Source organism: Lysinibacillus agricola (assembly GCF_016638705.1).
GTDB lineage: Bacteria > Bacillota > Bacilli > Bacillales_A > Planococcaceae > Lysinibacillus > Lysinibacillus agricola.
In genome coordinates, this window is sequence record NZ_CP067341.1 from 5,257,726 (window position 1) to 5,278,427 (window position 20,702).

Annotated in this window: 23 protein-coding genes and 1 pseudogene; 4 read left to right on the plus strand and 20 right to left on the minus strand. The window is 34.9% G+C overall.

From position 1 onward, the window contains the following. Positions 1-11: 11 nt before the first annotated feature. The 4 genes from rplI to rpsR (FJQ98_RS26370) all read right to left on the minus strand — a co-directional run bounded on the left by rplI (position 12) and on the right by rpsR (FJQ98_RS26370) (position 4,328). A complete protein-coding gene (gene rplI, locus FJQ98_RS26355) occupies positions 12-458 on the minus strand; it encodes a 50S ribosomal protein L9 (protein WP_053595920.1) in 447 nt (148 codons plus the stop codon). Continuing rightward, positions 455-2,428 (minus strand): DHH family phosphoesterase, encoded by a 1,974-nt coding sequence (locus tag FJQ98_RS26360; RefSeq protein WP_053595919.1) that lies wholly within the window; start codon positions 2,426-2,428, stop codon positions 455-457. The genes rplI and FJQ98_RS26360 overlap by 4 nt, the downstream gene beginning before the upstream one ends. A 12-nt stretch (positions 2,429-2,440) precedes the next feature. Further along, the gene (locus tag FJQ98_RS26365) at positions 2,441-3,382 is read right to left on the minus strand and encodes a YybS family protein (RefSeq protein WP_053595918.1); all 942 of its coding nucleotides are present in this window, start codon (positions 3,380-3,382) and stop codon (positions 2,441-2,443) included. 709 nt (positions 3,383-4,091) lie between these two features. Further along, positions 4,092-4,328: a 30S ribosomal protein S18 gene (gene rpsR / locus FJQ98_RS26370; protein WP_004233359.1), complete on the minus strand. Its 237-nt coding sequence runs from the start codon at positions 4,326-4,328 to the stop codon at positions 4,092-4,094. A 272-nt stretch (positions 4,329-4,600) separates the two neighbouring features. On the opposite strand from rpsR (FJQ98_RS26370), the pseudogene FJQ98_RS26375 reads away from it, so the two are divergent. Beyond that, positions 4,601-4,785 (plus strand): annotated as a pseudogene (locus FJQ98_RS26375) (transposase); the annotation flags it as partial. A 278-nt stretch (positions 4,786-5,063) separates the two neighbouring features. Then, positions 5,064-5,273, plus strand: a complete 210-nt coding sequence (locus tag FJQ98_RS26380; protein ID WP_053595917.1) for a hypothetical protein — start codon at positions 5,064-5,066, stop codon at positions 5,271-5,273. A 312-nt stretch (positions 5,274-5,585) separates the two neighbouring features. Here FJQ98_RS26380 and FJQ98_RS26385 read toward each other — a convergent pair whose 3' ends face one another. The 7 genes from FJQ98_RS26385 to rpsF form a co-directional block, all read right to left on the minus strand. Next, positions 5,586-6,212: a hypothetical protein gene (locus tag FJQ98_RS26385; protein ID WP_053595915.1), complete on the minus strand. Its 627-nt coding sequence runs from the start codon at positions 6,210-6,212 to the stop codon at positions 5,586-5,588. Continuing rightward, positions 6,194-7,066, minus strand: a complete 873-nt coding sequence (locus FJQ98_RS26390) for an ATP-binding cassette domain-containing protein (protein ID WP_053595914.1) — start codon at positions 7,064-7,066, stop codon at positions 6,194-6,196. The genes FJQ98_RS26385 and FJQ98_RS26390 overlap by 19 nt, the downstream gene beginning before the upstream one ends. Further along, complete coding sequence (locus FJQ98_RS26395; RefSeq protein WP_053595913.1) at positions 7,053-8,873, minus strand: ABC transporter permease; 1,821 nt, start codon at positions 8,871-8,873, stop codon at positions 7,053-7,055. Before FJQ98_RS26395 ends, FJQ98_RS26390 begins: the two co-directional genes overlap by 14 nt. Positions 8,874-8,968: 95 nt before the next feature. Beyond that, positions 8,969-9,355: a hypothetical protein gene (locus FJQ98_RS26400; protein ID WP_053595912.1), complete on the minus strand. Its 387-nt coding sequence runs from the start codon at positions 9,353-9,355 to the stop codon at positions 8,969-8,971. Between the two features lie 523 nt (positions 9,356-9,878). Next, a complete protein-coding gene (gene rpsR, locus FJQ98_RS26405; protein WP_004233359.1) occupies positions 9,879-10,115 on the minus strand; it encodes a 30S ribosomal protein S18 in 237 nt (78 codons plus the stop codon). Between the two features lie 38 nt (positions 10,116-10,153). Further along, on the minus strand, positions 10,154-10,723 hold the full coding sequence (ssb, locus tag FJQ98_RS26410) for a single-stranded DNA-binding protein (RefSeq protein ID WP_053595911.1): 570 nt from the start codon (positions 10,721-10,723) through the stop codon (positions 10,154-10,156). Between the two features lie 44 nt (positions 10,724-10,767). Next, complete coding sequence (gene rpsF, locus FJQ98_RS26415; protein ID WP_053595910.1) at positions 10,768-11,055, minus strand: 30S ribosomal protein S6; 288 nt, start codon at positions 11,053-11,055, stop codon at positions 10,768-10,770. Positions 11,056-11,228: 173 nt separating this feature from the next. Here rpsF and FJQ98_RS26420 point away from each other — a divergent pair, with 173 nt between their 5' ends. After that, positions 11,229-11,789 (plus strand): DUF3267 domain-containing protein, encoded by a 561-nt coding sequence (locus tag FJQ98_RS26420; protein WP_053595909.1) that lies wholly within the window; start codon positions 11,229-11,231, stop codon positions 11,787-11,789. Positions 11,790-11,895: 106 nt separating this feature from the next. Here the strand turns inward: FJQ98_RS26420 and FJQ98_RS26425 are convergent, their stop codons facing one another. From FJQ98_RS26425 to FJQ98_RS26440, 4 genes are all read right to left on the minus strand, one after another. Beyond that, the gene (locus tag FJQ98_RS26425; protein ID WP_053595908.1) at positions 11,896-12,939 is read right to left on the minus strand and encodes an acyl-CoA dehydrogenase family protein; all 1,044 of its coding nucleotides are present in this window, start codon (positions 12,937-12,939) and stop codon (positions 11,896-11,898) included. Between the two features lie 90 nt (positions 12,940-13,029). Further along, positions 13,030-14,130 carry a redox-regulated ATPase YchF gene (gene ychF, locus FJQ98_RS26430; protein WP_053595907.1) on the minus strand — a complete coding sequence of 367 codons (1,101 nt, stop codon included), beginning with the start codon at positions 14,128-14,130 and terminating at the stop codon, positions 13,030-13,032. Positions 14,131-14,285: 155 nt separating this feature from the next. Then, positions 14,286-14,486, minus strand: coding sequence for a DUF951 domain-containing protein (locus FJQ98_RS26435; protein WP_053595906.1), 201 nt, complete (start codon positions 14,484-14,486; stop codon positions 14,286-14,288). Position 14,487: 1 nt separating this feature from the next. Next, on the minus strand, positions 14,488-15,375 hold the full coding sequence (locus FJQ98_RS26440; RefSeq protein WP_082340225.1) for a mechanosensitive ion channel family protein: 888 nt from the start codon (positions 15,373-15,375) through the stop codon (positions 14,488-14,490). Positions 15,376-15,468: 93 nt separating this feature from the next. On the opposite strand from FJQ98_RS26440, the gene yyaC reads away from it, so the two are divergent. Beyond that, positions 15,469-16,101, plus strand: a complete 633-nt coding sequence (gene yyaC, locus FJQ98_RS26445; protein WP_075807294.1) for a spore protease YyaC — start codon at positions 15,469-15,471, stop codon at positions 16,099-16,101. On the opposite strand, the gene FJQ98_RS26450 is transcribed toward yyaC, so the two are convergent. The 5 genes from FJQ98_RS26450 to rsmG form a co-directional block, all read right to left on the minus strand. Further along, positions 16,018-16,734: a DUF554 domain-containing protein gene (locus FJQ98_RS26450; protein ID WP_053595904.1), complete on the minus strand. Its 717-nt coding sequence runs from the start codon at positions 16,732-16,734 to the stop codon at positions 16,018-16,020. The genes yyaC and FJQ98_RS26450 overlap by 84 nt on opposite strands. A gap of 78 nt (positions 16,735-16,812) precedes the next feature. Next, complete coding sequence (locus tag FJQ98_RS26455) at positions 16,813-17,661, minus strand: ParB/RepB/Spo0J family partition protein (protein ID WP_053595903.1); 849 nt, start codon at positions 17,659-17,661, stop codon at positions 16,813-16,815. Further along, positions 17,654-18,415 (minus strand): ParA family protein, encoded by a 762-nt coding sequence (locus tag FJQ98_RS26460; protein WP_053595902.1) that lies wholly within the window; start codon positions 18,413-18,415, stop codon positions 17,654-17,656. The genes FJQ98_RS26455 and FJQ98_RS26460 overlap by 8 nt, the downstream gene beginning before the upstream one ends. A 365-nt stretch (positions 18,416-18,780) precedes the next feature. Beyond that, entirely contained in the window at positions 18,781-19,680 is a 900-nt protein-coding gene (gene noc / locus FJQ98_RS26465) for a nucleoid occlusion protein (RefSeq protein WP_053595901.1), read from the minus strand. 179 nt (positions 19,681-19,859) lie between these two features. Continuing rightward, positions 19,860-20,576, minus strand: coding sequence for a 16S rRNA (guanine(527)-N(7))-methyltransferase RsmG (gene rsmG, locus FJQ98_RS26470; RefSeq protein ID WP_053595900.1), 717 nt, complete (start codon positions 20,574-20,576; stop codon positions 19,860-19,862). Positions 20,577-20,702: the final 126 nt, after the last annotated feature.

A 20,702-nucleotide genomic window follows, 5' to 3' on the forward strand; every position in this document is an offset into this window, starting at 1 on the left:
ATTGTCGCCCCTTATTCTTCCGTTACATGAACTTTTAAAGTAGCAGATACTTCATGGTGTAGTTTTACAGGTACATTTGTAAAGCCTAGCGCACGAATTCCATCACTTAAAGTCATTTTACGTTTATCAATTTTTATGCCATGCGTTTTTTGAAGCGCATCGGCAATTTGCTTTGTAGATACTGAACCAAATAGGCGACCACCTTCACCTGATTTTGCTTTTAATTCTACCGTTAAAGCTTCTAATTTTTCTTTTAATGCTTCCGCTTCTGCTAATTCTGCAGCAGCATTTTTAGCTTCTAAATTCTTTTGACCTTCTAATTGACTTAATGCTTGTGCATTTGCTTCAGCAGCATAGCCATTTTTAATTAAGAAGTTTTGTGCATAGCCGTCTGCTACATTTTTAACTTCTCCTTTTTTCCCTTTTCCTTTAACATCTTTTAAAAATACTACTTTCATGATTCCGAACTCCCTTCGAGTACCTCATTTATGGCCTCTTCTAGATATTTTTTTACTCCAGCAATGGAATTTGCTTCGATTTGGCAAGCTGCATTAGTTAAATGTCCGCCGCCGCCTAGCTTTTCCATAACAAGCTGTACGTTGACCTCGCCAAGTGATCTTGCACTTATGCCGATTTTGCCATCTGAACGATGCGCAATGACAAAGGAAGCACCAACATCCTTCATTGTTAGTAAAATGTCTGCTGTTTGCGCAATTAGTACAGAATCATACACTTTCGATTCCTCACCTGCAGCAATAGCAATCCCCGGCTTCACGAACTTAACAGTTTGCACTATTTTAGAACGCTCGATATACGTAGCTACATCTTCTTTTAGTAATCGCTGTACTAACACTGTATCGGCACCATTCGTCCGTAAATAAGAAGCTGCTTCAAATGTACGGGCTCCTGTACGCAGTGTAAAACTCTTCGTATCTACAATAATTCCCGCCAGTAATGCAGTAGCCTCTAGCATATTAATCTTCGCACGTTTTGGTTGATACTCGAGTAACTCCGTCACAAGTTCAGCTGTGGACGAGGCATATGGCTCCATATAAACAAGCGTTGGATTTCCTATAAAATCCTCACTTCTACGATGGTGATCAATTACTACCACTTTTTCAGCTAGCTTCAATAGGTGTGAATCGATGACTAAATTCGGTTTATGTGTATCGACAATAACGAGCAATGACTTTTCTGTCATTCTTGTCGCAGCTTCCTCTGGTGTTATGAAATTTTCATAGAAATCCGATTTATTCTCAATTTCATTCATTAAACGTGTTACACTGCCGTTTAATTCGTCGAAATTTATGATGACATAGCCCTTTACATCATTCATTTGTGCCATTTTACGTACACCAACAGAGGCACCGATAGAGTCCATATCAGGGTTTTTATGTCCCATAACAAACACTTGGTCACTATCCTGAATTAAATCACGTAATGCATGGGAAATAACACGTGCTCTAACGCGCGTACGTTTCTCAACAGGATTCGTTTTCCCACCATAGAATTTTAGTTTTCCTGTAGGCTGCTTGATAGCAACCTGATCACCACCACGACCTAAAACGAGATCAAGACTTGATTGTGCTAGTTCACCAAGTTCCACTAATGAAGATGAACCTGCACCAACACCAATACTTAATGTTAATGACATATTTTTTTGTGCTGTTTTTTCTCGAATTGTATCTAAGATAGCAAATTTTTTCTTTTCAAGTTCCATTAAAATGGATTCGTTTAAGACAGCTAAAAAACGATCGGATGATATTCGTTTCACAAATATCCCTTGCTCAGCCGCCCAATCATTAACAATTGATGTCACCATCGTATTCGTTAAACTACGTGGCTGATCATCCATCGCTTGCGTAATTTCGTCATAGTTATCAACAAATAAAATCGCAATGACTGTACGATCTGCATAGTATTGTTTTTCAATAGCGATTTGCTCAGTGATATCAAAGAAATATAGCAAATTCTCTTCTTTTTTATAATAAACTCGATATTTACGATCACGGAGCGTAATCGTATCTTCGTTTGTCTCTTCGGTCTTCATTAGAACGTAGATGTCATCAGATATATTAACGATTCCTTCACCTACTAAATTTTCCATATTTAAAACACTTTGCATATATGGATTCGACCATTCTATTTCATATTGTTCATTTACAAGTAAAATCCCAATTGGCATTTCCAGCAATGCCTCTTCCCCTACTTTTTTCATGCGGAAGGAGATGGATTCAATGTGCTTTTCTGTTTCTTCAAAAGTAATCTGTTCTACTTTCCACGTATAGACCATTAATAGAACAAAACCTACTCCATAACCAATACCTATCCCGATATTCCAAATACATAGGAGCCCGAACGTCACAATGCCAAAAATGGAAAGAACAAAAAGCGGATAGCGGATTGGTCGTTTTCTAAAAGTCCCCATTACATCAGCCCCTTATTCTTTAGTTTTCCCCTTCACAAGTGAACGTACGTCGAAACCTAAATCTACGATGCCCAGCAATATCATAAAGGATGATAGTGGTAAGGCTAACAAAGTAGCTATCCATTTTACGGCATTTGGCATTCCTTTTTTAGAAATAAAGTAATGGATAAAGGAAATCCCCTGCAGGATTAATAACATCCATAAAACATAAGAAACATTTAAAACAATAATATCTAATGTAGATCCAGATTCTGGACGCATAAATAAGTTAATGGATAAAACAATCATGTAATACCATAAAATAGATCGTGGTAGACGCATTTGTTGGAACGGTGCAAATTTCGGTACGTCTAAACCAAGACGTTTTAATACAGGTAAATTTAACGTTATGATTATAAATGCTGTCATAAATGCAGAGATCGTTACCGTTGCAGGTATTGTCAGCTCAATTGTTTTTAGCAGGGCATCAATTAGCTCTGGCTGAAATGCTTCTTGACCTGTCATAGTTTTTGCAAGTTCATTTGATTGCTCATAACTTTCGCGGAACAGCTCCATGCTCATGCTAATGATATTGATACCAGCAAATTGAACATAGGCTACATAGACAATTGCCATTGACAGAAGAACAGCAACCCCTGATGACATGAATAGGTAAAGTTTGCTTTTCTTTAGATTAATTGCACTTCCTATAACGACACCAAGTAATGCCAAAATCAAGGCAAATGGTAACATAATTATGCCACTCATTAAAGTGGTTAAGATACATCCTACTACTGCTACAAATATTGATGCGGAACGCTTGTAATTTGCGCTATACCAAGCAATCGGTAGTGGAGCAAATAGTAGACTTACGATAGAAATGAGTGGTACGTATGCAGAAATAAGCATTAGAATTGTAAAGATTGCAACCATCATTGAGCCTTGTACAAGCGCCTTTGTTTGATTATTCGGCATTGAAAACCTTCCTTTTTTCAGTCAAACTTACTGACCTTTATTGTACCATTTTTTCAGGTTATTGAACAAAAAACGCTAAGAACAACTGAATGCTTTGCCATTAATTTTGTAGAACCAATGACTAAAGCATAAAATACATAACTATATAGGAGATTTTTTACCGAAAAAGCATATCAAATTCATTCCCTGATTAGGTTCTTCTTTAAATATATTGAAACGCTCCAATTATTATTATATTTCAACGACAAGCACACTCGATATAAGTATGGTCAACACCTTGGCGACATCAATCTTATTTGTCTTCTGCTAGTTACGTTGGTACTTAGCGCTAATGACGCTTTCGACAGTTACTAATACATGAAAAAAGGCTTTTAATCGAAATGATTATAAGCCGTTTTGTTTTTAAAAATGTCCTTAGTCGATTGTTCCTCTCACCATACGTTTCAGAAATACGATAGCATTTTGTTTCTCAATCTCTAACATTTCATTTTTCTTTATTCATGTCTCTTAAAAGTGTAATAAATTCTTATACTAATAGCAAATGGTAATATATAGAGCAATTACTGAGATAAAATCAACCATATTACCGAAATAAGGATATCCATTTTCATCTTCCAAGTTACAAGATTATCCTTCTTTAGCAACTCCATTTTTACAAATAAAAAAAGCACAATCAAAGCGATTAAACCTTGTTGTGCCTTTAAATATATTATTTGTCTTCTGCTACGAATGGAAGTAATCCCATGATACGAGATACTTTGATAGCTGAAGTTAATTTACGTTGGTACTTTGCACTTGTGCCAGTTACGCGACGTGGTAAAATTTTACCGCGCTCAGAGATGAATTTCTTTAAAAGATCTACATCTTTGTAGTCGATATGCGTAATATTGTTTGAAGTGAAGTAGCAAACTTTACGGCGTTTGCGGCCTCCGCGACGTGGTGCCATAGTATGTCTCCTCCTTATCATTTTTTAATTTAGAAGTATTAGAACGGCAATTATGTCTACCACACTGTGTATAATCTTTGTATCTTCAATGTTTAAAACTTCCAAACTACAAATCATGTGTAATCTAGTATAAATATAATAGAAGAAACTTAGAATTTTGTAATAAGAAACCCCACACATTTTTTAAAAAAAGAAATATATGTGGGTTGATTTTGAGATAGATTTAATTAAAAAATTATTTTCTATTTTTCAAATAATTTTTATAGATGTATAAAGAAGGAAATAATCGTAAGTTAATGGTGAATGAGAAGTGGGACAACAAAAAGAATATGTGAAAAGAAAGCTTTCAGAAGAAAAAACGAGTACCATTTATCATCAACGCAAAATTGACGTGGAACTGGTTTTTGGATTCTTGAAGGCTAATTTACGTTTCACTCGATTTTCAGTTCGTGGAAAATATACTAGATAGAAAAGAAGTAGCAGCAGAAATAGACTTCAAAAAAATAGAAGGTTTAGATGATATACCTGACATAGGACTTACATGGTGAGCCTGATCACTATGAGAATCTAGTAATTGAACTTAAGAGGCCATCATGTGTCATTGGAGAAAAGGAACTTTCACAAATAAAATCCTATGCATTTGCTATCGATGATGATCCTCATTTTGATAAACAAAAGACAAAGTGGAAATTCATTTTACTTGGTATCAAATTAAACAGCCATGCCCAAAGGGAAATGAAACAATCCGATCGAGAGTTCGGCTTAATATATAATTCTGATAATGTAGAAGTATGGGTTAAAGAATGGAACCAAGTAATCCAAGAAGTTCGGGGTAAACATCAATTTCTGCAAAAACAGTTAGAACTTGAAATACAGAATGATGAAGAAGGCCTTGAATATTTACATTCACGATATAAACATATTTTACCAAATATTGATAATTAATTTATGGCAAATACAACCCTATAATAAACTAATACCAATTTTTAAAGGTTCTTTATCTGCTAAACAACAACAAGTGGCCAATGGAATAAAAGGAAATTATGCTAAGGCTTATTGGGTTACAAATTAAAAATGCTTTTAAACGTTTCCATGATTCAATCAGTTCAACTTGCGTGGATAGTATGTGGCAACACATAGGTGCGGTTGATTTAAGTAAAATACTTAGTCTAATTAAAACTAAGTATTTCTTTCATTCTAAATATTCATTTGTTACTTTCCATGCCGGAAACCTAACTTCGTTACGAATAGAATTATTTAATAATTAATATTAAACTTACTTCGATATTTTATTAAAAATACAGAACCTAAGTAAAGAATTATTACAGCAATTAATTGCCACCCTATGAAATCATTTACTTCGGTAAAGGCTTTTGGCCGATACCATTGAGACAAATAAAACGGACCTTGTCCCATACCTGTAGTAAACATTCCAAATGTCAAATAAAATAAAGAAAAAAGTACCCCTAGACCTGAGTGTTTGAAAAATGAAATGGAAAAAGAAGCAATTGCAAAATAAAATAATATAGATGTAAAAGCACTTAAGAAAAATGCATTATTAATATACTCACTGACAAGAAGAGTAAAAGCTAAACCAACAAGAACACTTAATATTAAAGGCCGAATCATCCCAGTCTGCCAATGAGAAAGAGGCAACGTTATGAGAAGTTCTTTTTGTTCCAGTGAACCTATATGACTAAATAAAGCTACTATTGGTAATATTGATAGTGGAAATAACAATAAAACAATTGTTCCTTCTCCCATCTCGTTCATACCCAATTGAAACTCAAGAAGGATAAATAATAAGGTAAGTATAGGTATTAGAAAAAACGCCCAATATACTTTTATTATATAAATAAGATATGTTAGCTCTTTTGTAACCAAACCATATAACCTTCCTCCAATGTAGGATGTATTTGAACTGCTAGCGGATGTGGTTGTTCATTATGAATAATTCGTAACGTTATTTGATTCGAACTAGGTTCCTCCGTAATATTACTAATAAAGAATTCTTTTTTCATAAGCATGGAGTTATAAGCAGTTGAATCAACAGTAACTGTCCAAACAAGTTGATTCGCAATACTGACAACATCTTGCACATGAGAATACTTCATAACCGTCCCCTTATTCATAAGTAATACCTCGTCACAAGTCATCACAATATCTTCAGTAATGTGAGTTGAAAATAGAACAATTCGTTCTTGAGCAATTCGTTTTAATAAATTTCTAAATCGAATACGTTCTTCTGGATCTAAGCCAGCAGTTGGTTCATCCACAATTAACAATTGTGGATTATGCATAATAGCTTGAGCAATTCCAACTCGCTGTTTCATACCGCCTGAAAGATTCTTTATTTTAATATTTGCTTTGTCTTCCAAGTTAACTTCGATTAATGTTTTTAAGGCAAGTTCTTTTATTTGCTCTAATGCCATCCCCCTTAATATCCCGATATATTGTAGATATTCAATAATCTTCAAATGCGGAAAAAGTCCGATATGTTGTGGCATATAGCCAATATGTTTTCGAATTTCTTCTTTGTTTTTGTCCCAATTTAAATTACCTAATGAAATTGTTCCGGTTGTTGGTTCAAAATATGTGGATAAAATACGTAATAAGGTTGTCTTTCCAGCGCCATTAGGACCCAACAATCCAACCACACCATTATTTAGGTTGAAAGAGGTTTCTTTTAAAATATCATGATTTTTAACTTTTTTTGAAATGTCATTAACGATTAGCATTATTAGCCTCCAAATCTTCCACCATTTGTTGTAATGATAAAACTCCCTTTGTTTGCTGATACCATTCTATAATTAAATGGTTTTTTTCTTCTTTTGATAGTTTTGGATAATAAGTTAATAGTTTATTAATTTGATCTGGGTCATATTTATTTTTTAAAAAATTGATCCAAGATTCATGCGTTATCATATCGAAATATACAGCTTCGAATAAACTTGTTTCTCCTACATTCAAAAATAGCTGATTTAAAATTGCACTATCTTGTACAAGATTTTCATCTTCAAAAAAGTAACATTCATCTGGATTAGCACTAAAAGCAGGATAGGTTGTTAGAGTATAATAATTTTGACATGTCATAGTAACTTCTGTTAATAACTTTTTATTAATCTTGTCGATTTCCGATTGAACACGCTGTTTATTTAAAATAATTTCATCTGTATTTTTGAAAAACGGATACGTACTTTTATTTTCTGTTATGAACTCCCCTTTTAATAACGTTGGACCGTACATGTAACCTTTCCAATCCCCGGTATTATCAAGTGATAAATTACTAATAACTTTATCATTATTTTTGAATTTTATATTGTAGTGTTCTTTTCTACTTTCATTAAGAGGATTTGCTGCCTCTAGTGGATTCATTGGATACCAAGGAGTTGTCCCAATTAACTCAAAAGTAGTAGGACCAACAGATAAGTATTCTTTTGTTTCTACTAAAAAAGTTAGTTCCCCGGTTGATTTAGGTAGCGATATTGTCACAATATTATTTTTATGTTCAAAGTTAATTTCTTCCGCATTAAAAAGAACTTTTTGTATTTTAAAATCATCCCACAGCGCTAAATGAACTTCATTGAAATCAGAAAAAATTTCAAATTTCACCTCATAGCTTAGTTCTTGTCTATTTTTATGATGGTCAATAACAAATGAATAATTATCCAGATTATAAGAATAGGCATTCTTATTTTTAAAATTAGATATTTCAAAATCTTTTCCACTTAAAGAAAAATGTTGCTCATTAATAATCTGCGGAACAAAGGGAGAGATAAACGGAATGAAAACACTTGCTGTTAATAGTAGAAAAAGTCCACCTTTAACAACTTTTGTTACTCTAAATCTTAAAAGTATAAATGTAGTAATTAAAATTAATAACATAAAAATACGCTGCACATATATACCATTATTTATATGCATATTTTCTAACGGGAAAAAAGAGGGTATAGAAGTAATGTTAGGATCTCCGTTTATTAACCATGCCCCAACAGATGGTGGAATAAAACCTAACATAGAATTATAAGGCATAATTAAAAACCAAATAAAAATCATGAAAATATAACTAAAAATATTCGGGATGAATGTAAATACGATATAACCAATAATTATTGAAAAATAAAATGGTAAAAACCACATAAAGAACGTATAGAGTAACGTGGTTTTAAATAAATAAAATGTTAACTGTTCAGTTGAATTGTAATGAATATAAACTAGTAAAGTAGTGTAAAAAATTGCGTAATATCCAAAAGTAATAAAACCCCATATAATTAGTTTATTTATACTCATCTGATTATAAAGAGGTAGTTGCTTGAATTGTTCTATGATGAAATTCTTTTTTTCTGTCCGGGCTTCTTCAGCACCGTAAAATAAAAATAGTAGATTAATTGTCATAACAAAATAAACCATTAATGGTAAAATCGAAAAACTCGTTAAATTATTTTTTGGTAAAACAATACTAACAATAATAGATGTAATAAATAATATAGACCATTTGGGTTGTCTAAAAAAATGATATAAGTCGTATTTTATACAATGTAACATTGGTTACCCTCCTAACTGACGACTAATAGATAAAGTGTCCTAGCAAAATTATTAAACTTTTAACTAGTAAGTTTGATCGTGTAAGCTACTGGAAGTTATTCTTTTAAAGTTGCTTTGAGGTTAAGTGTTAAATCACCTTTAGCAACTACATAATACCCATCGCTATTATTTAAATGATAATGAGTATTAGCTGCTGGCTTATTTTGCGAATTAACGTTAACCGAATACAATTCAGGATCTGGGTACCATGCTATGGATTGCTTTAAAATACTTTCCCCATTGCCCGTTCCACCTAATATATCTGCTCTAAGTTCTGCATATCCGCCCACAGCATAAAATATACTACCTTCTTTACTACGTTCTTTAAGTGGTTTGGTCGCAGTAGAGGATGATGCGAATGCTTGTGCTGAAAAAATAATCGAGATAGATAAAATTAAAAGTGAAATTATGGATAATTTTTCTTTGCTAATTTTTAAAGTCAATTTAAAGCCAACCCATTTTTTATATTGTTTCTTGCTAGGACACGACTAAAGCTTACCCAATATGTATAATTAAGTCAATTTTTATATATTATTCTATATTTATATAAATATAGAATTTTCCATAAATCGTGGCTTATTTACTATATATTCAATAATTTAGCATATTTATATAGAAGAAAAGCGAAAACTCACGTATATGAACAAATGAATGAATGTGAAAATGAAAAACATTAGCGAAAAAAGACGTTATTTCTTTAAAAGAACTAACTTAATAATCTTCAGATTAGAATCAACTAATACAAAAGATGAAAATGTTTTCTCAACTTTCATAATATCCCCCCATAAATTGAATAAAGATTAGGTATTTGATCAGCAACTATTTATTAAATTATTTAGATTTTTTTTACAATAATTATACCAAATATCTAATTAAGTAATCTTCACTTTTGCAACAATTTCATTTATATAAATAAAAAAAGCACAACAAGAGTTTATTAAACCTTGTTGTGCTTTTATTTATGTCTTATTTGTCTTCTGCTACGAATGGAAGTAATCCCATGATACGAGATACTTTGATAGCTGAAGTTAATTTACGTTGGTACTTTGCACTTGTGCCAGTTACGCGACGTGGTAAAATTTTACCGCGCTCAGAGATGAATTTCTTTAAAAGATCTACATCTTTGTAGTCGATATGCGTAATATTGTTTGAAGTGAAGTAGCAAACTTTACGGCGTTTGCGGCCTCCGCGACGTGGTGCCATAGTATGTCTCCTCCTTATCATTTTTTATTTTAGAAGTATTAGAACGGTAAATCGTCCTCAGATACTTCTATCGGTCCTTTGCTATTAGCAAATGGATCCTCATCTACACGTGTATAGTTCGGCTGATTCACAGGTGGTTGATTTTGCTGATAAGAATCGCCGCCAAATGAACCCTGCCCTGGCATAGCACCACCAAACTGTTGTTGTGGTTGACCACCGCCATATGACGGTTGGTTATTACCGTAAGTCTGTCCACCGTATTGAGGAGATGCAGGAGCACCGCTACCACTACGAGGTTCTAAAAACTGTACGCTATCTGCCACTACATCTGTTGTGTATACTCGCTTACCATCTTGTCCTTCATAGCTACCTGTTTGAATGCGACCTTCCACTCCAATTAAACTTCCTTTTCGCATGAAGTTCGCTAGGTTTTCAGCCTGTTTGCGCCAAGCAACACAGCTAATGAAATCAGCTTCGCGTTCACCTTGTTGGTTTGAGAATGTTCGATTCACAGCAACTGTAAATCGTGTAGACGCAACCCCATTCGGTGTATAGCGTAGCTCAGGATCTTTTGTTAGTCTTCCAACTAATACGACACGGTTAATCATCAGAAATGCAACCTCCTTTTCAGCATTTTGTTAAAAATAAATGATTATGCTTCTTCGCGAACTGCAATGTGGCGAATGATATCTTCGCTAATGTTAGCAAGACGTGTATATTCGTTAATTGCTTCTGAAGGAGCGTTTACTTTCACGATTTGGTAGAAACCTTCGCGGAAGTCTTGAATTTCATAAGCTAAGCGGCGTTTGCCCCACTCTTTTGATTCGATGACTTCTGCACCGTTAGAAGTTAAGACTTCGTTGAAACGTTCAACTAAAGCTTTCTTCGCTTCGTCTTCAATGTTCGGACGTACGATGTACATTAATTCGTATTTTCTCATCTGTTTACACCTCCTTATGGACTTAGGCTCTCCTGTATACAGGGAGCAAGGAGCAAGTAATAATTATTACTCACATCAATGAATTGTAACATATAGGTACATGTCTTTCAAGTCGCAAACAAACAATTCATTCTATATAATAAATATAATTGATTCATGAAAGGAGGATCTTCATGCTACCAGATAAAGAACCAATCGTAATAGAGTTGGATATAAAAAAGCTCATGATGGACAATATTGTTGTCACAAGTGGTCTTGTCATATTATTTGTAGCTATCCAATATATTTGCTTTAAAGATTTTGATTTTTCATTTTGGACTATGATTAGTGGGTCCATACTTTTTGCCATCCTGTATATTGTTTTCATTGTCTTACATGAAGCCTTTCATTTAATTGGTTTTATGGCCTTTGGAGGCGCGCCCTTTAAATCATTAAAATATGGCCTTAATTTAGAGCTTGGCATAGCGTACGCAACAACTGAACAACCATTACCAAACCATGCAATGAAAAAAGCTTTATTACTTCCATTCTGGACAACTGGCGTCCTTCCGACAATCGCAGGTTTTTACTTTAACAATACTGTTTTAGTATTAGTAGGCGCTTTTCTAATAGCTGGGGCAGTAGGTGATTTTGCCATGTATAAAGAGTTGCGCAAATATCCAAAAAATGCATTAGTACAGGATGATCCTCATTTACCTAAGCTTTATGTATATATGCCTGAGGAAAAGAAATAACTTGGATAAGACACTTTACATATAGAATCTGCTTGGCTCCAAGCAGATTTTATTTGAACACAAATTTATGGCAATCAATTATGCCTCGGCATAATTGCGTCCGGAATCAGAAAGGAGTTAAAAAAACATGCTGTGCAGCTGTATATAAATTTCTCCAAATACGATTAATCGGAGATGTTTCCGTAATTGCATCCATACCGAGTCTACGTATTAAGTTATTGACAATATCTACACAAGCATCTGCATTGTCCTTACTCATTCGTGAAAATTGTTGTAGTTCTTCTGCAGTGAACTCATGACCTTCTTTATGTTTTTGCCAGTATTCATTTAACATAGCATAAAATTGCTCCTCAAGCTGTCTAAAGTGCTTCTGTTGCTGCATCAGTATAAATTGTATTGCACCCATACGTTCAGCACGGCTTGGATCATAGTTTCTTTGCTTCACTAAAATAGACGTCTCTTCTAAGAAATCTTCTGTTATACCAAGACAAACACTTAAAAATGAAGCTTCCGCAAATGCTCCAAACGGAAAACTATGTACTGCACTTCCATACTTATTTTTCATTGTGCCCAATTGGAACGTTGCCTCTCGGGGTACCCAAGCATTCTGCACACGAATCGTATGACTAGCTGTCGCTTTTAAGCCCATTGCTCGCCAATCATCAAGAACCTCTACTTGGTCACGATCTACTGAGCAACTAATTATTTCATCTGTTCTAACACCTTCATGCTCAATAAAGCAATTCATCGTAAAGGTTGTAGCATAATCTGCTCCACTACAATACTTCCACTGGCCTGTTACACGATAGCCTCCATCCATTTTTACTGCTGTGCCTGTAGGATAACCACTGCCTGCTATTACTGCATTTCTTGGTGAATATATTTTTTCACAAATTTCTTGGTTTAATGTTGGAATAAATGCGTTACCACCTGTACCTATTGTGACAAGCCAGCCAAAGTTGCCATCAAGTGCAGACATCTGCTGGAATACCTTAATGCCCTCTAATAAATCTAAATCCTTACCGCCTAATTCCTTTGTTGTGAACAGCTTAAACAATTGGTGCTCATAAATAAGCTCCAATACATCTTTTGGCAATCTACCTAGTTGCTCAATTTCTAAACCGTGCTCTTTTATTTGTAATATGTTCAAACTGTACCTCCCCTTTCGGATTTGAAAATTCAGATAACTGCATCGTTAAAAAAAGGGCAATCTTTTTTTATGATTGCCCTTGCACGTTTTTTATACATTGAAACGGAATAACATAATATCGCCGTCTTGCGCAACATACTCTTTACCTTCAAGACGTACTTTACCAGCTTCCTTAGCAGCAGCTTGAGAACCAGCCTCTACTAAATCATCGAAAGCAACTGTTTCTGCACGAATAAATCCACGCTCGAAGTCTGTGTGAATGATTCCAGCACATTGTGGCGCCTTCATACCTTTACGGAATGTCCATGCACGTACCTCTTGTACCCCAGCAGTGAAGTAAGTTGCTAGTCCTAGTAAATCATATGAAGTACGGATTAATTGATCTAATCCAGATTCTTTAATACCTAGCTCTTCTAAGAACATCGTTTTTTCTTCATCATCGAGCTCAGAAATTTCTTCTTCGATTTTTGCACAAATTGTGATAACTTGAGCTCCTTCAGCAGCTGCATACTCACGTACCTTTTGCACATATTCATTATTATCTGCGTCAGCTACTTCATCTTCTGAAACGTTTGCTACATAAAGCATTGGTTTAATCGTTAAAAGATGAAGTCCTTTAATAACCTTTAGCTCGTCCTCTGAAAGCTCTGCAGCGCGTGCTGGTCTACCGTTTTCTAATTGTTCTTTAATTTTCATCAGAACTGGTTCTTCGATCATCGCTTCTTTGTCTTTTTGCTTTGCCATTTTGCTAACACGTTGTAATCGCTTATCAACAGATTCTAAATCAGCAAGTGCAAGCTCTAAGTTAATGACCTCAATATCGTCAATCGGATCAACTGCACCTGATACGTGCGTAATATTTTCATCTACAAAGCAACGTACTACCTGGCAAATTGCATCTACTTCACGAATATGAGCAAGGAATTTGTTCCCTAAACCTTCGCCTTTTGAAGCGCCTTTTACGATTCCAGCAATATCCGTAAACTCAAATGCTGTTGGTACTGTTTTTTTAGGTATTACTAATTCTGTTAATTTATCTAAACGTGCGTCTGGTACTTCAACAATACCGACGTTCGGATCGATTGTTGCGAATGGATAGTTTGCAGCCAATGCGCCCGCTTTTGTAATTGCGTTAAATAATGTTGATTTTCCTACGTTAGGTAAACCAACGATTCCAGCTGTTAATGCCATGAATGGACACAACCTTTCTATGATCTGTTCAAATTTGCTCTTATTTCTCGTACTAACGGATACTGTGAGGTTACAAAAAGTCCTCACTGATGAATCACTGTATAACCCTATCTATTATATTGATTCACTCATAAAAAGTCTAATACACATCGAGGCTAGTCTTCACTTGTAGAAATTAAAACCTTTTTCATTTTTTTCTCAAATTCGCGACGTGGAATCATGACACTATGCTGACAGCCTTCGCATTTAATGCGTACATCCGCCCCCATCCGAATAATTTTCCACTTATTTGTGCCACATGGGTGCTGCTTTTTCATTTCCACAATATCGTTTAAACCAAATTTCTTCGCTTCCATATTACTCACTTCTCCCCTCTTCATTTCCATTAACACCACCATAGAACATCATTTTCGGATGAGCCATCGGAATATTATTTTCTTCAAAGAGTTTTGTAACATCACGACGAATAGTACGTGCCACTCCATATTGCTGTTGTGGTAATGTCTCTGCGGCTATACGAATCGTTACCTCTGTGCCTTTGACATTCTGTACACCTAAAAAAACTGGTACTGTTACAAGTTCTTTATGAATTTTAGGTAAAGTATCTAAATACTTTTTAATAATAGATTCAGCTCTTTCAAAATTAGCATCGGTCGCCATTTGTAAATCTATATAAATTTTAGAGTTGTTGACAGAGTAATTGACAACATCACCAATCGAACCATTCGGAATAATAAACTGCTCCCCTGTAGAACCATTAATCTTTGTTGTACGTAAACCTATCTCTACAACAGTTCCTTCAGCTGCATTTATTTTTATATAATCGCCAACACCAAATTGATCTTCAAAAATAATAAAAAATCCAGTAATGACATCCTTCACTAAACTCTGCGCACCAAAACCGATTGCTAAACCGACAATCCCTGCTCCAGCTAATAATCCAGCTATCCTAATCTCTAAGATAGCGAGAATAGCAATGATTGCCGAAAAATAAACAGCATAGGAAATGACACTTTGTAATAATCTTGAAATTGTTGTTTGTCGACGTTCTGAATGGTCTAATGGTGAACGCATTCGCATTAAAAACACTTTTTTAATAAATTTTTTACCTAATCGGACAGCTAGCCACGATGCGATCAAAATAACCGTTATCTTAATTGAAGCAGTTATTATCGTTTCCCAAAGCTTCTCTGACATCAGCTTATCCCATAAGTTACTTAATACCTTTTCACTAAACCAATCCATTATTACCACCTCTTGAATAACTTGCTAAAAATTTGCGTATACTGCATAAAAATCGAGCACTTCTTACAAATAAAAAGGAAAGTGAGTTTTTTTATGAATACTATACCAAAATTGTTACTCCCTTATTCTCTTCATCATGAAAGTAAAAATATCGTTTGGCAGTTAAGTACATTATTTTTAGAACATATACCGTTTCATCATGAACGCCTTATTTTCTGTTGTATTGGAAGTGATCGTTGTACAGGTGATACACTTGGGCCATTAACAGGAAGCTTCCTAAAAAAGTCAGTTAGTTTTCCATATGAAATTGTAGGCTCTTTAGACAATCCTTTGCATGCTCTTAATTTAGACACTACTATGCAACAGCTACACAATCATACTATAAAACCTTTCATCATTGCGATTGATGCATGTCTTGGAAGTGAACAAAACGTTGGACATATTTCTGTACAGAATGGACCTATTTTTCCAGGAAAAGCTGTAAAAAAAGAATTACCTCCCATCGGCGATATTTCCATTAAAGGAATAGTCAATGTTGGAGGCTTTATGGAAATGCTTGTTTTACAAAATACAAGACTTCATATTTCCTATGCAATGGCAGAAAAGCTTTCAAGAGCGTTATTGCTTGCTGCACATCGTTATTCACTGAAAAATATAGAAGATAGCAACCACAATACCGACAACGATGAGACTTGGCAACAAGTTGGCAGCCTTGATCTTAGTTAAGCCTGCTATATTTAGACCAATGGCAAAAATCATAACACCGCCTACAGCAGTCATTTCTTGAATAAACATTTGTAGTGCAGCATCTGGTATAAAAGAGCTGATAACACCTGCAGAAAGTGCAATTAATCCTTGATAGACGAATACAGGCACCGCAGATAATAGCACGCCAATACCTAATGTAGATGTTAATATTATCGATATAAATCCATCGATTAACCCTTTCGTAATAAGTACATTATGATCATTACGCAGACCACTATCGAGTGCGCCAATGACGCCCATAGAGCCAACTACAAATATTAAAGAGGCCGATACAAAACCTTCTGCTATGCCAATTTGATTATTATCAGTACGATTTTTACTAAATAAAGATTCTACCCATTTTCCAAGTCTATTCATTTGCTTATCTAAATCTAGCCACTCACCAATTACTGTACCTACTACTAAACTTATCATTAAAATAATAAAATTATCACTTTCAAAGCCCATTTTAATCCCTAAAAGTGCAACTGCTAAACCGATGATCGATAATACAGTGGACTTCATCGATTCAGGAATATTTTTAAAAATGCGCCCTACTAATGCACCAGCCATAATGAGCAAAGCGTTAATTAATGCACCTAGTAATACCACGTCCCAACCTTCCTTCTCTCTAGAAAAATAGAGAGCGCCTTGTAGCCCGGCGCTCTGATTACGTTATCGAAATTTCTCTTACTCTTCCTCTAAATTTAGTATTTCTAAAATGCGTTCTAAATCATCTTCAGAGTAAAATTCAATTTCAATTTTCCCTTTATTGTTAGCTTTCCTAATTTGGACATTTGTTCCAAAATAATCACGTAATTGTGTTTCCTTAGCTGCAACAAATATATCCTTTTTCTTCGGTTGATTTGTTTCACGTGAAACTTCTTCATTTAAGTTTTGTACTAACATTTCAACTTGACGCACATTTAAACCTTGTTTAATAACCTTATTTGCTATTTCAGATATTCTTCTTTTATTTTTTAATCCAAGTAAGGCTCGTCCTTGTCCCATCGATAGTGTGCCATCGTTCATGAACGCACGAACATCTTCTGGTAATGCTAGTAAACGAACATGATTGGCAATATGTGGTCTACTCTTTCCTAATCGTTTGGATAGCTCCTCCTGTGTTAAATGTAAGTTTTCCATTAGGCTTTGATATGCCTCAGCCTCTTCAATAACTGTCAAATCTTCACGTTGTAGATTTTCTAAAATAGCTAGTTCCATCATTTGCGTATCTGATAGCTCTTTTATAATGGCTGGAATAACCTCTAACCCAGTTAATTGAGTTGCTCTATAACGGCGTTCCCCAGCAACGATTTCATATTTCCGTCCTTTTTTACGTACAGCAATTGGCTGTAAAATGCCATGTTCCTGTATAGAGTCTGCTAATTCTTGTAAAGTTTCTTCATCAAAAATTTTACGAGGCTGAAATGGGTTTGCGACGATAAGCTCTAATTGTATTTCTTCCACTTGCCCACTTTGTTCTAAAGACTCTCCAGGAAATAGTGCACCAATGCCTTTTCCTAAACCTTTAGCCATTTTTAATCACTTCCCTCGCCATCTCTAAATAAACTTCTGCACCTCTTGATTTTGCGTCATAAATGATAATTGGCTGTCCATGACTTGGAGCCTCACTTAATCGCACATTACGAGGAATAATTGTTTTGTATACTTTATCTTGGAAATATTTTTTTACTTCATCAATAACTTGTAAGCCTAGGTTCGTTCGTGCATCGAGCATCGTCAATAATACACCATCAATGTATAATTGCTGATTTAAATGCTTCTGCACTAAACGGACGGTTGATAACAACTGACTTAGCCCCTCTAAAGCGTAATATTCGCATTGTACAGGAATAATAAGTGCATCCGATGCAGTTAAAGCATTAATTGTTAAAAGCCCTAACGAAGGCGGGCAATCAATAATAATATAATCATAGTCTTCTTTTACATCTTGAAGTGCATGCTTTAAACGTACTTCTCTTGAAATTGTCGAAACTAATTCAATTTCTGCTCCGGCTAGTGAAATGGTTGCTGGAACAATTGCTAAGTTTTCGACATTTGTTTGTTGAATGACATTTTCAACGTTTTCATCATCAATTAACACATCATAAATACAGCCTTGAAGATCTCCTTTATTAACACCAAGTCCACTTGTTGTATTTCCCTGTGGATCAGTATCGATTAAGAGTACTTTCTTCCCTAAATATGCTAGACAAGCGCTCAAATTGACCGATGTCGTTGTTTTTCCTACGCCACCCTTTTGATTGGCGATTGCTATAATTCTACCCATTTAAAAGCACCTGCTTTCATTTATCAAAGTTCGCTTTGACAAATCCATTTGTAAAATCACTGTTCAATACCGCTATCTTACTTTCATTCTATCAAAAAAACACAACAGAGTTGTATAAAATATTAAGAATATATGCAAAAAAAGGAGGTATCTCAGAAATATTTCTGAGATACCTCCTTTTTACAGAGATATAAAAGTGGTTTATCATCATAACGTAGGTTTGATTTCCGTTCCGACTGGGGGCGTCCAGCCGGAACGGAAATCACCTTATATACATGGCTTACGTTTTACAAATGGCATCCCCAACTATTGGTGATGCCATAAAAGTCAATTCTTTATTTTTCTAATATAACTTCAATCACGACTTACGACTTTTTCTTTTTAGGTATTTTCACTGTGATTTGATAATATTCCTCTGTATCTTCTTCTTCAGTCTTAACTGTTATACCGCTCTTTGTTACCATAGATAACGATTGTTTAATCGTATTTAAAGCAATGCGTACGTCTTTACTAATGGCCTTACGTTTCGGCTTTACTTTCTTCGGTTCCGCTTCTTCTTGAACTTCTGCTTCTGGATGTAATAAAGAATAAATCTGCTCTTCTAACTGACGAACATTCCAATCATTTTCTATCGTTTGCTGTAAAACTGCTAGCTGTAATGGCTGATCTTTAATCGCAATTAATGCACGTGCATGTCGTTCAGAAATTTCACGCTTCAAAATAGCTTGCTGCACTTCTTCAGGCAGCTTTAATAAACGTAATTTATTGGCTACCGTGGATTGTCCTTTTCCAAGTCGTTGGGCTAGAGCTTCTTGTGTCAGCTCATGAAGCTCTAATAATTTTTGATAGGCGACAGCTTCTTCAATTGCAGTTAACTCCTCACGCTGCAGGTTCTCGATTAACGCGATAGAAGCTGTTTCCTTATCAGTTAAATTTCTTATAATGGCAGGAACTTCTGTCCATTGTAGCTTTTTCATTGCTCGATAACGACGCTCACCAGCAATGATTTCATATTGATTTTCTAATGTTCTACGTACAACAATTGGCTGAATCACACCATGCGTATGAATGGTTCTTGATAATTCTTCAATTTTTTCATCATCAAAAATAGTACGTGGCTGAAAACGGTTAGGCACAATTTGATCAATAGGCAGCTTTATAACCTCTTCTGCTGCATGAACCGCCTCTGCTTGTTCTACTTCATTTTTCACAATAGGCTCAGTTTTATTCCCGCCTCCAAAAAAACGTGAAAAAGGACTTTTCATCCAAGTGGCACCACCTTTAAGTAACTATCTTGCTCTGTGTCATTCTATTATTATTTATTATATTTCCTAAAATGTATATAGTTCATAGATGTCATTTGCGTGAACCATCCATAACTAGTATGTATGCTCAAAACAGAAAAAATATTTTCTACTTTGAGAAGTTTCACATGAAACACTAATTATTGAATCGGTGTTTTATTTGGTACACCTGGTTTACGCGGATATTTTTTGGGTGTTCCTTTTATTTTATCAAAGATATATAAAATGCGGTCACTTTCTTCAACAGGTAATTGGAAAGAAAATTCTTCTTTTAAAGTAACCCCTAATGTAGTCAATGCTTTTTTTGCGTCTTTTAATTCTTCTGCACCTGCTGCTGCTTTTAAAGCAACAAAATAGCCACCTTGTTTTGCTAGTGGTACACATAACTCCGATAAGACCGATAAACGGGCTACTGCACGGGCTGTTACAACGTCAAATTGCTCACGATATTTCGCATTTTGAGCAAATTCCTCTGCACGTGCGTGTACAAAATGCATATTCTCTAATTGTAATTCATCACTTAAATGATTTAAAAATGTAATTCTTTTATTTAATGAATCCACAATTGTTACGTGTAAATGCGGGAAACAGATTTTAATTGGAATACTTGGGAAACCAGCTCCTGCTCCAACATCACAAACTGTCGTCACCTTTGAAAAATCAAAATAGAAAGAGGGACTAATCGAATCATAAAAGTGTTTTAAATAAACACCTTCTACATCGGTAATAGCAGTTAAATTCATCTTTTCATTCCACTCAACAAGTAACTCAAAGTATTTTTTAAATTGAGCAATCTGCTTTTCAGAAAGTTCGATACCCTTCTCCTTTAGCGCCTCAATAAATTGTTGTTCGTTCATGTAAAGTCTCCTTTATCTATATGGCTTTACTATCTCTAACATTGACTTGTAAGTCATGTATCCGCTCACATTCCCCAAATCAACTACGTAAAAATAGGATAGCCTTAAAAATAGGAAGCGGGCACA

Coding starts and splice junctions, on each gene's coding strand:
- rplI (WP_053595920.1), bottom strand. CDS start 458: ATGAAAGTAGTATTTTTAAAAGATGTTAAAGGAAAAGGGAAAAAAGGA.
- FJQ98_RS26360 (WP_053595919.1), bottom strand. CDS start 2,428: ATGGGGACTTTTAGAAAACGACCAATCCGCTATCCGCTTTTTGTTCTT.
- FJQ98_RS26365 (WP_053595918.1), bottom strand. CDS start 3,382: ATGCCGAATAATCAAACAAAGGCGCTTGTACAAGGCTCAATGATGGTT.
- rpsR (WP_004233359.1), bottom strand. CDS start 4,328: ATGGCACCACGTCGCGGAGGCCGCAAACGCCGTAAAGTTTGCTACTTC.
- FJQ98_RS26380 (WP_053595917.1), top strand. CDS start 5,064: ATGAAACAATCCGATCGAGAGTTCGGCTTAATATATAATTCTGATAAT.
- FJQ98_RS26390 (WP_053595914.1), bottom strand. CDS start 7,066: ATGCTAATCGTTAATGACATTTCAAAAAAAGTTAAAAATCATGATATT.
- FJQ98_RS26395 (WP_053595913.1), bottom strand. CDS start 8,873: ATGTTACATTGTATAAAATACGACTTATATCATTTTTTTAGACAACCC.
- rpsR (WP_004233359.1), bottom strand. CDS start 10,115: ATGGCACCACGTCGCGGAGGCCGCAAACGCCGTAAAGTTTGCTACTTC.
- ssb (WP_053595911.1), bottom strand. CDS start 10,723: ATGATTAACCGTGTCGTATTAGTTGGAAGACTAACAAAAGATCCTGAG.
- rpsF (WP_053595910.1), bottom strand. CDS start 11,055: ATGAGAAAATACGAATTAATGTACATCGTACGTCCGAACATTGAAGAC.
- FJQ98_RS26420 (WP_053595909.1), top strand. CDS start 11,229: ATGCTACCAGATAAAGAACCAATCGTAATAGAGTTGGATATAAAAAAG.
- ychF (WP_053595907.1), bottom strand. CDS start 14,130: ATGGCATTAACAGCTGGAATCGTTGGTTTACCTAACGTAGGAAAATCA.
- FJQ98_RS26435 (WP_053595906.1), bottom strand. CDS start 14,486: ATGGAAGCGAAGAAATTTGGTTTAAACGATATTGTGGAAATGAAAAAG.
- FJQ98_RS26440 (WP_082340225.1), bottom strand. CDS start 15,375: ATGGATTGGTTTAGTGAAAAGGTATTAAGTAACTTATGGGATAAGCTG.
- yyaC (WP_075807294.1), top strand. CDS start 15,469: ATGAATACTATACCAAAATTGTTACTCCCTTATTCTCTTCATCATGAA.
- FJQ98_RS26455 (WP_053595903.1), bottom strand. CDS start 17,661: ATGGCTAAAGGTTTAGGAAAAGGCATTGGTGCACTATTTCCTGGAGAG.
- FJQ98_RS26460 (WP_053595902.1), bottom strand. CDS start 18,415: ATGGGTAGAATTATAGCAATCGCCAATCAAAAGGGTGGCGTAGGAAAA.
- noc (WP_053595901.1), bottom strand. CDS start 19,680: ATGAAAAGTCCTTTTTCACGTTTTTTTGGAGGCGGGAATAAAACTGAG.
- rsmG (WP_053595900.1), bottom strand. CDS start 20,576: ATGAACGAACAACAATTTATTGAGGCGCTAAAGGAGAAGGGTATCGAA.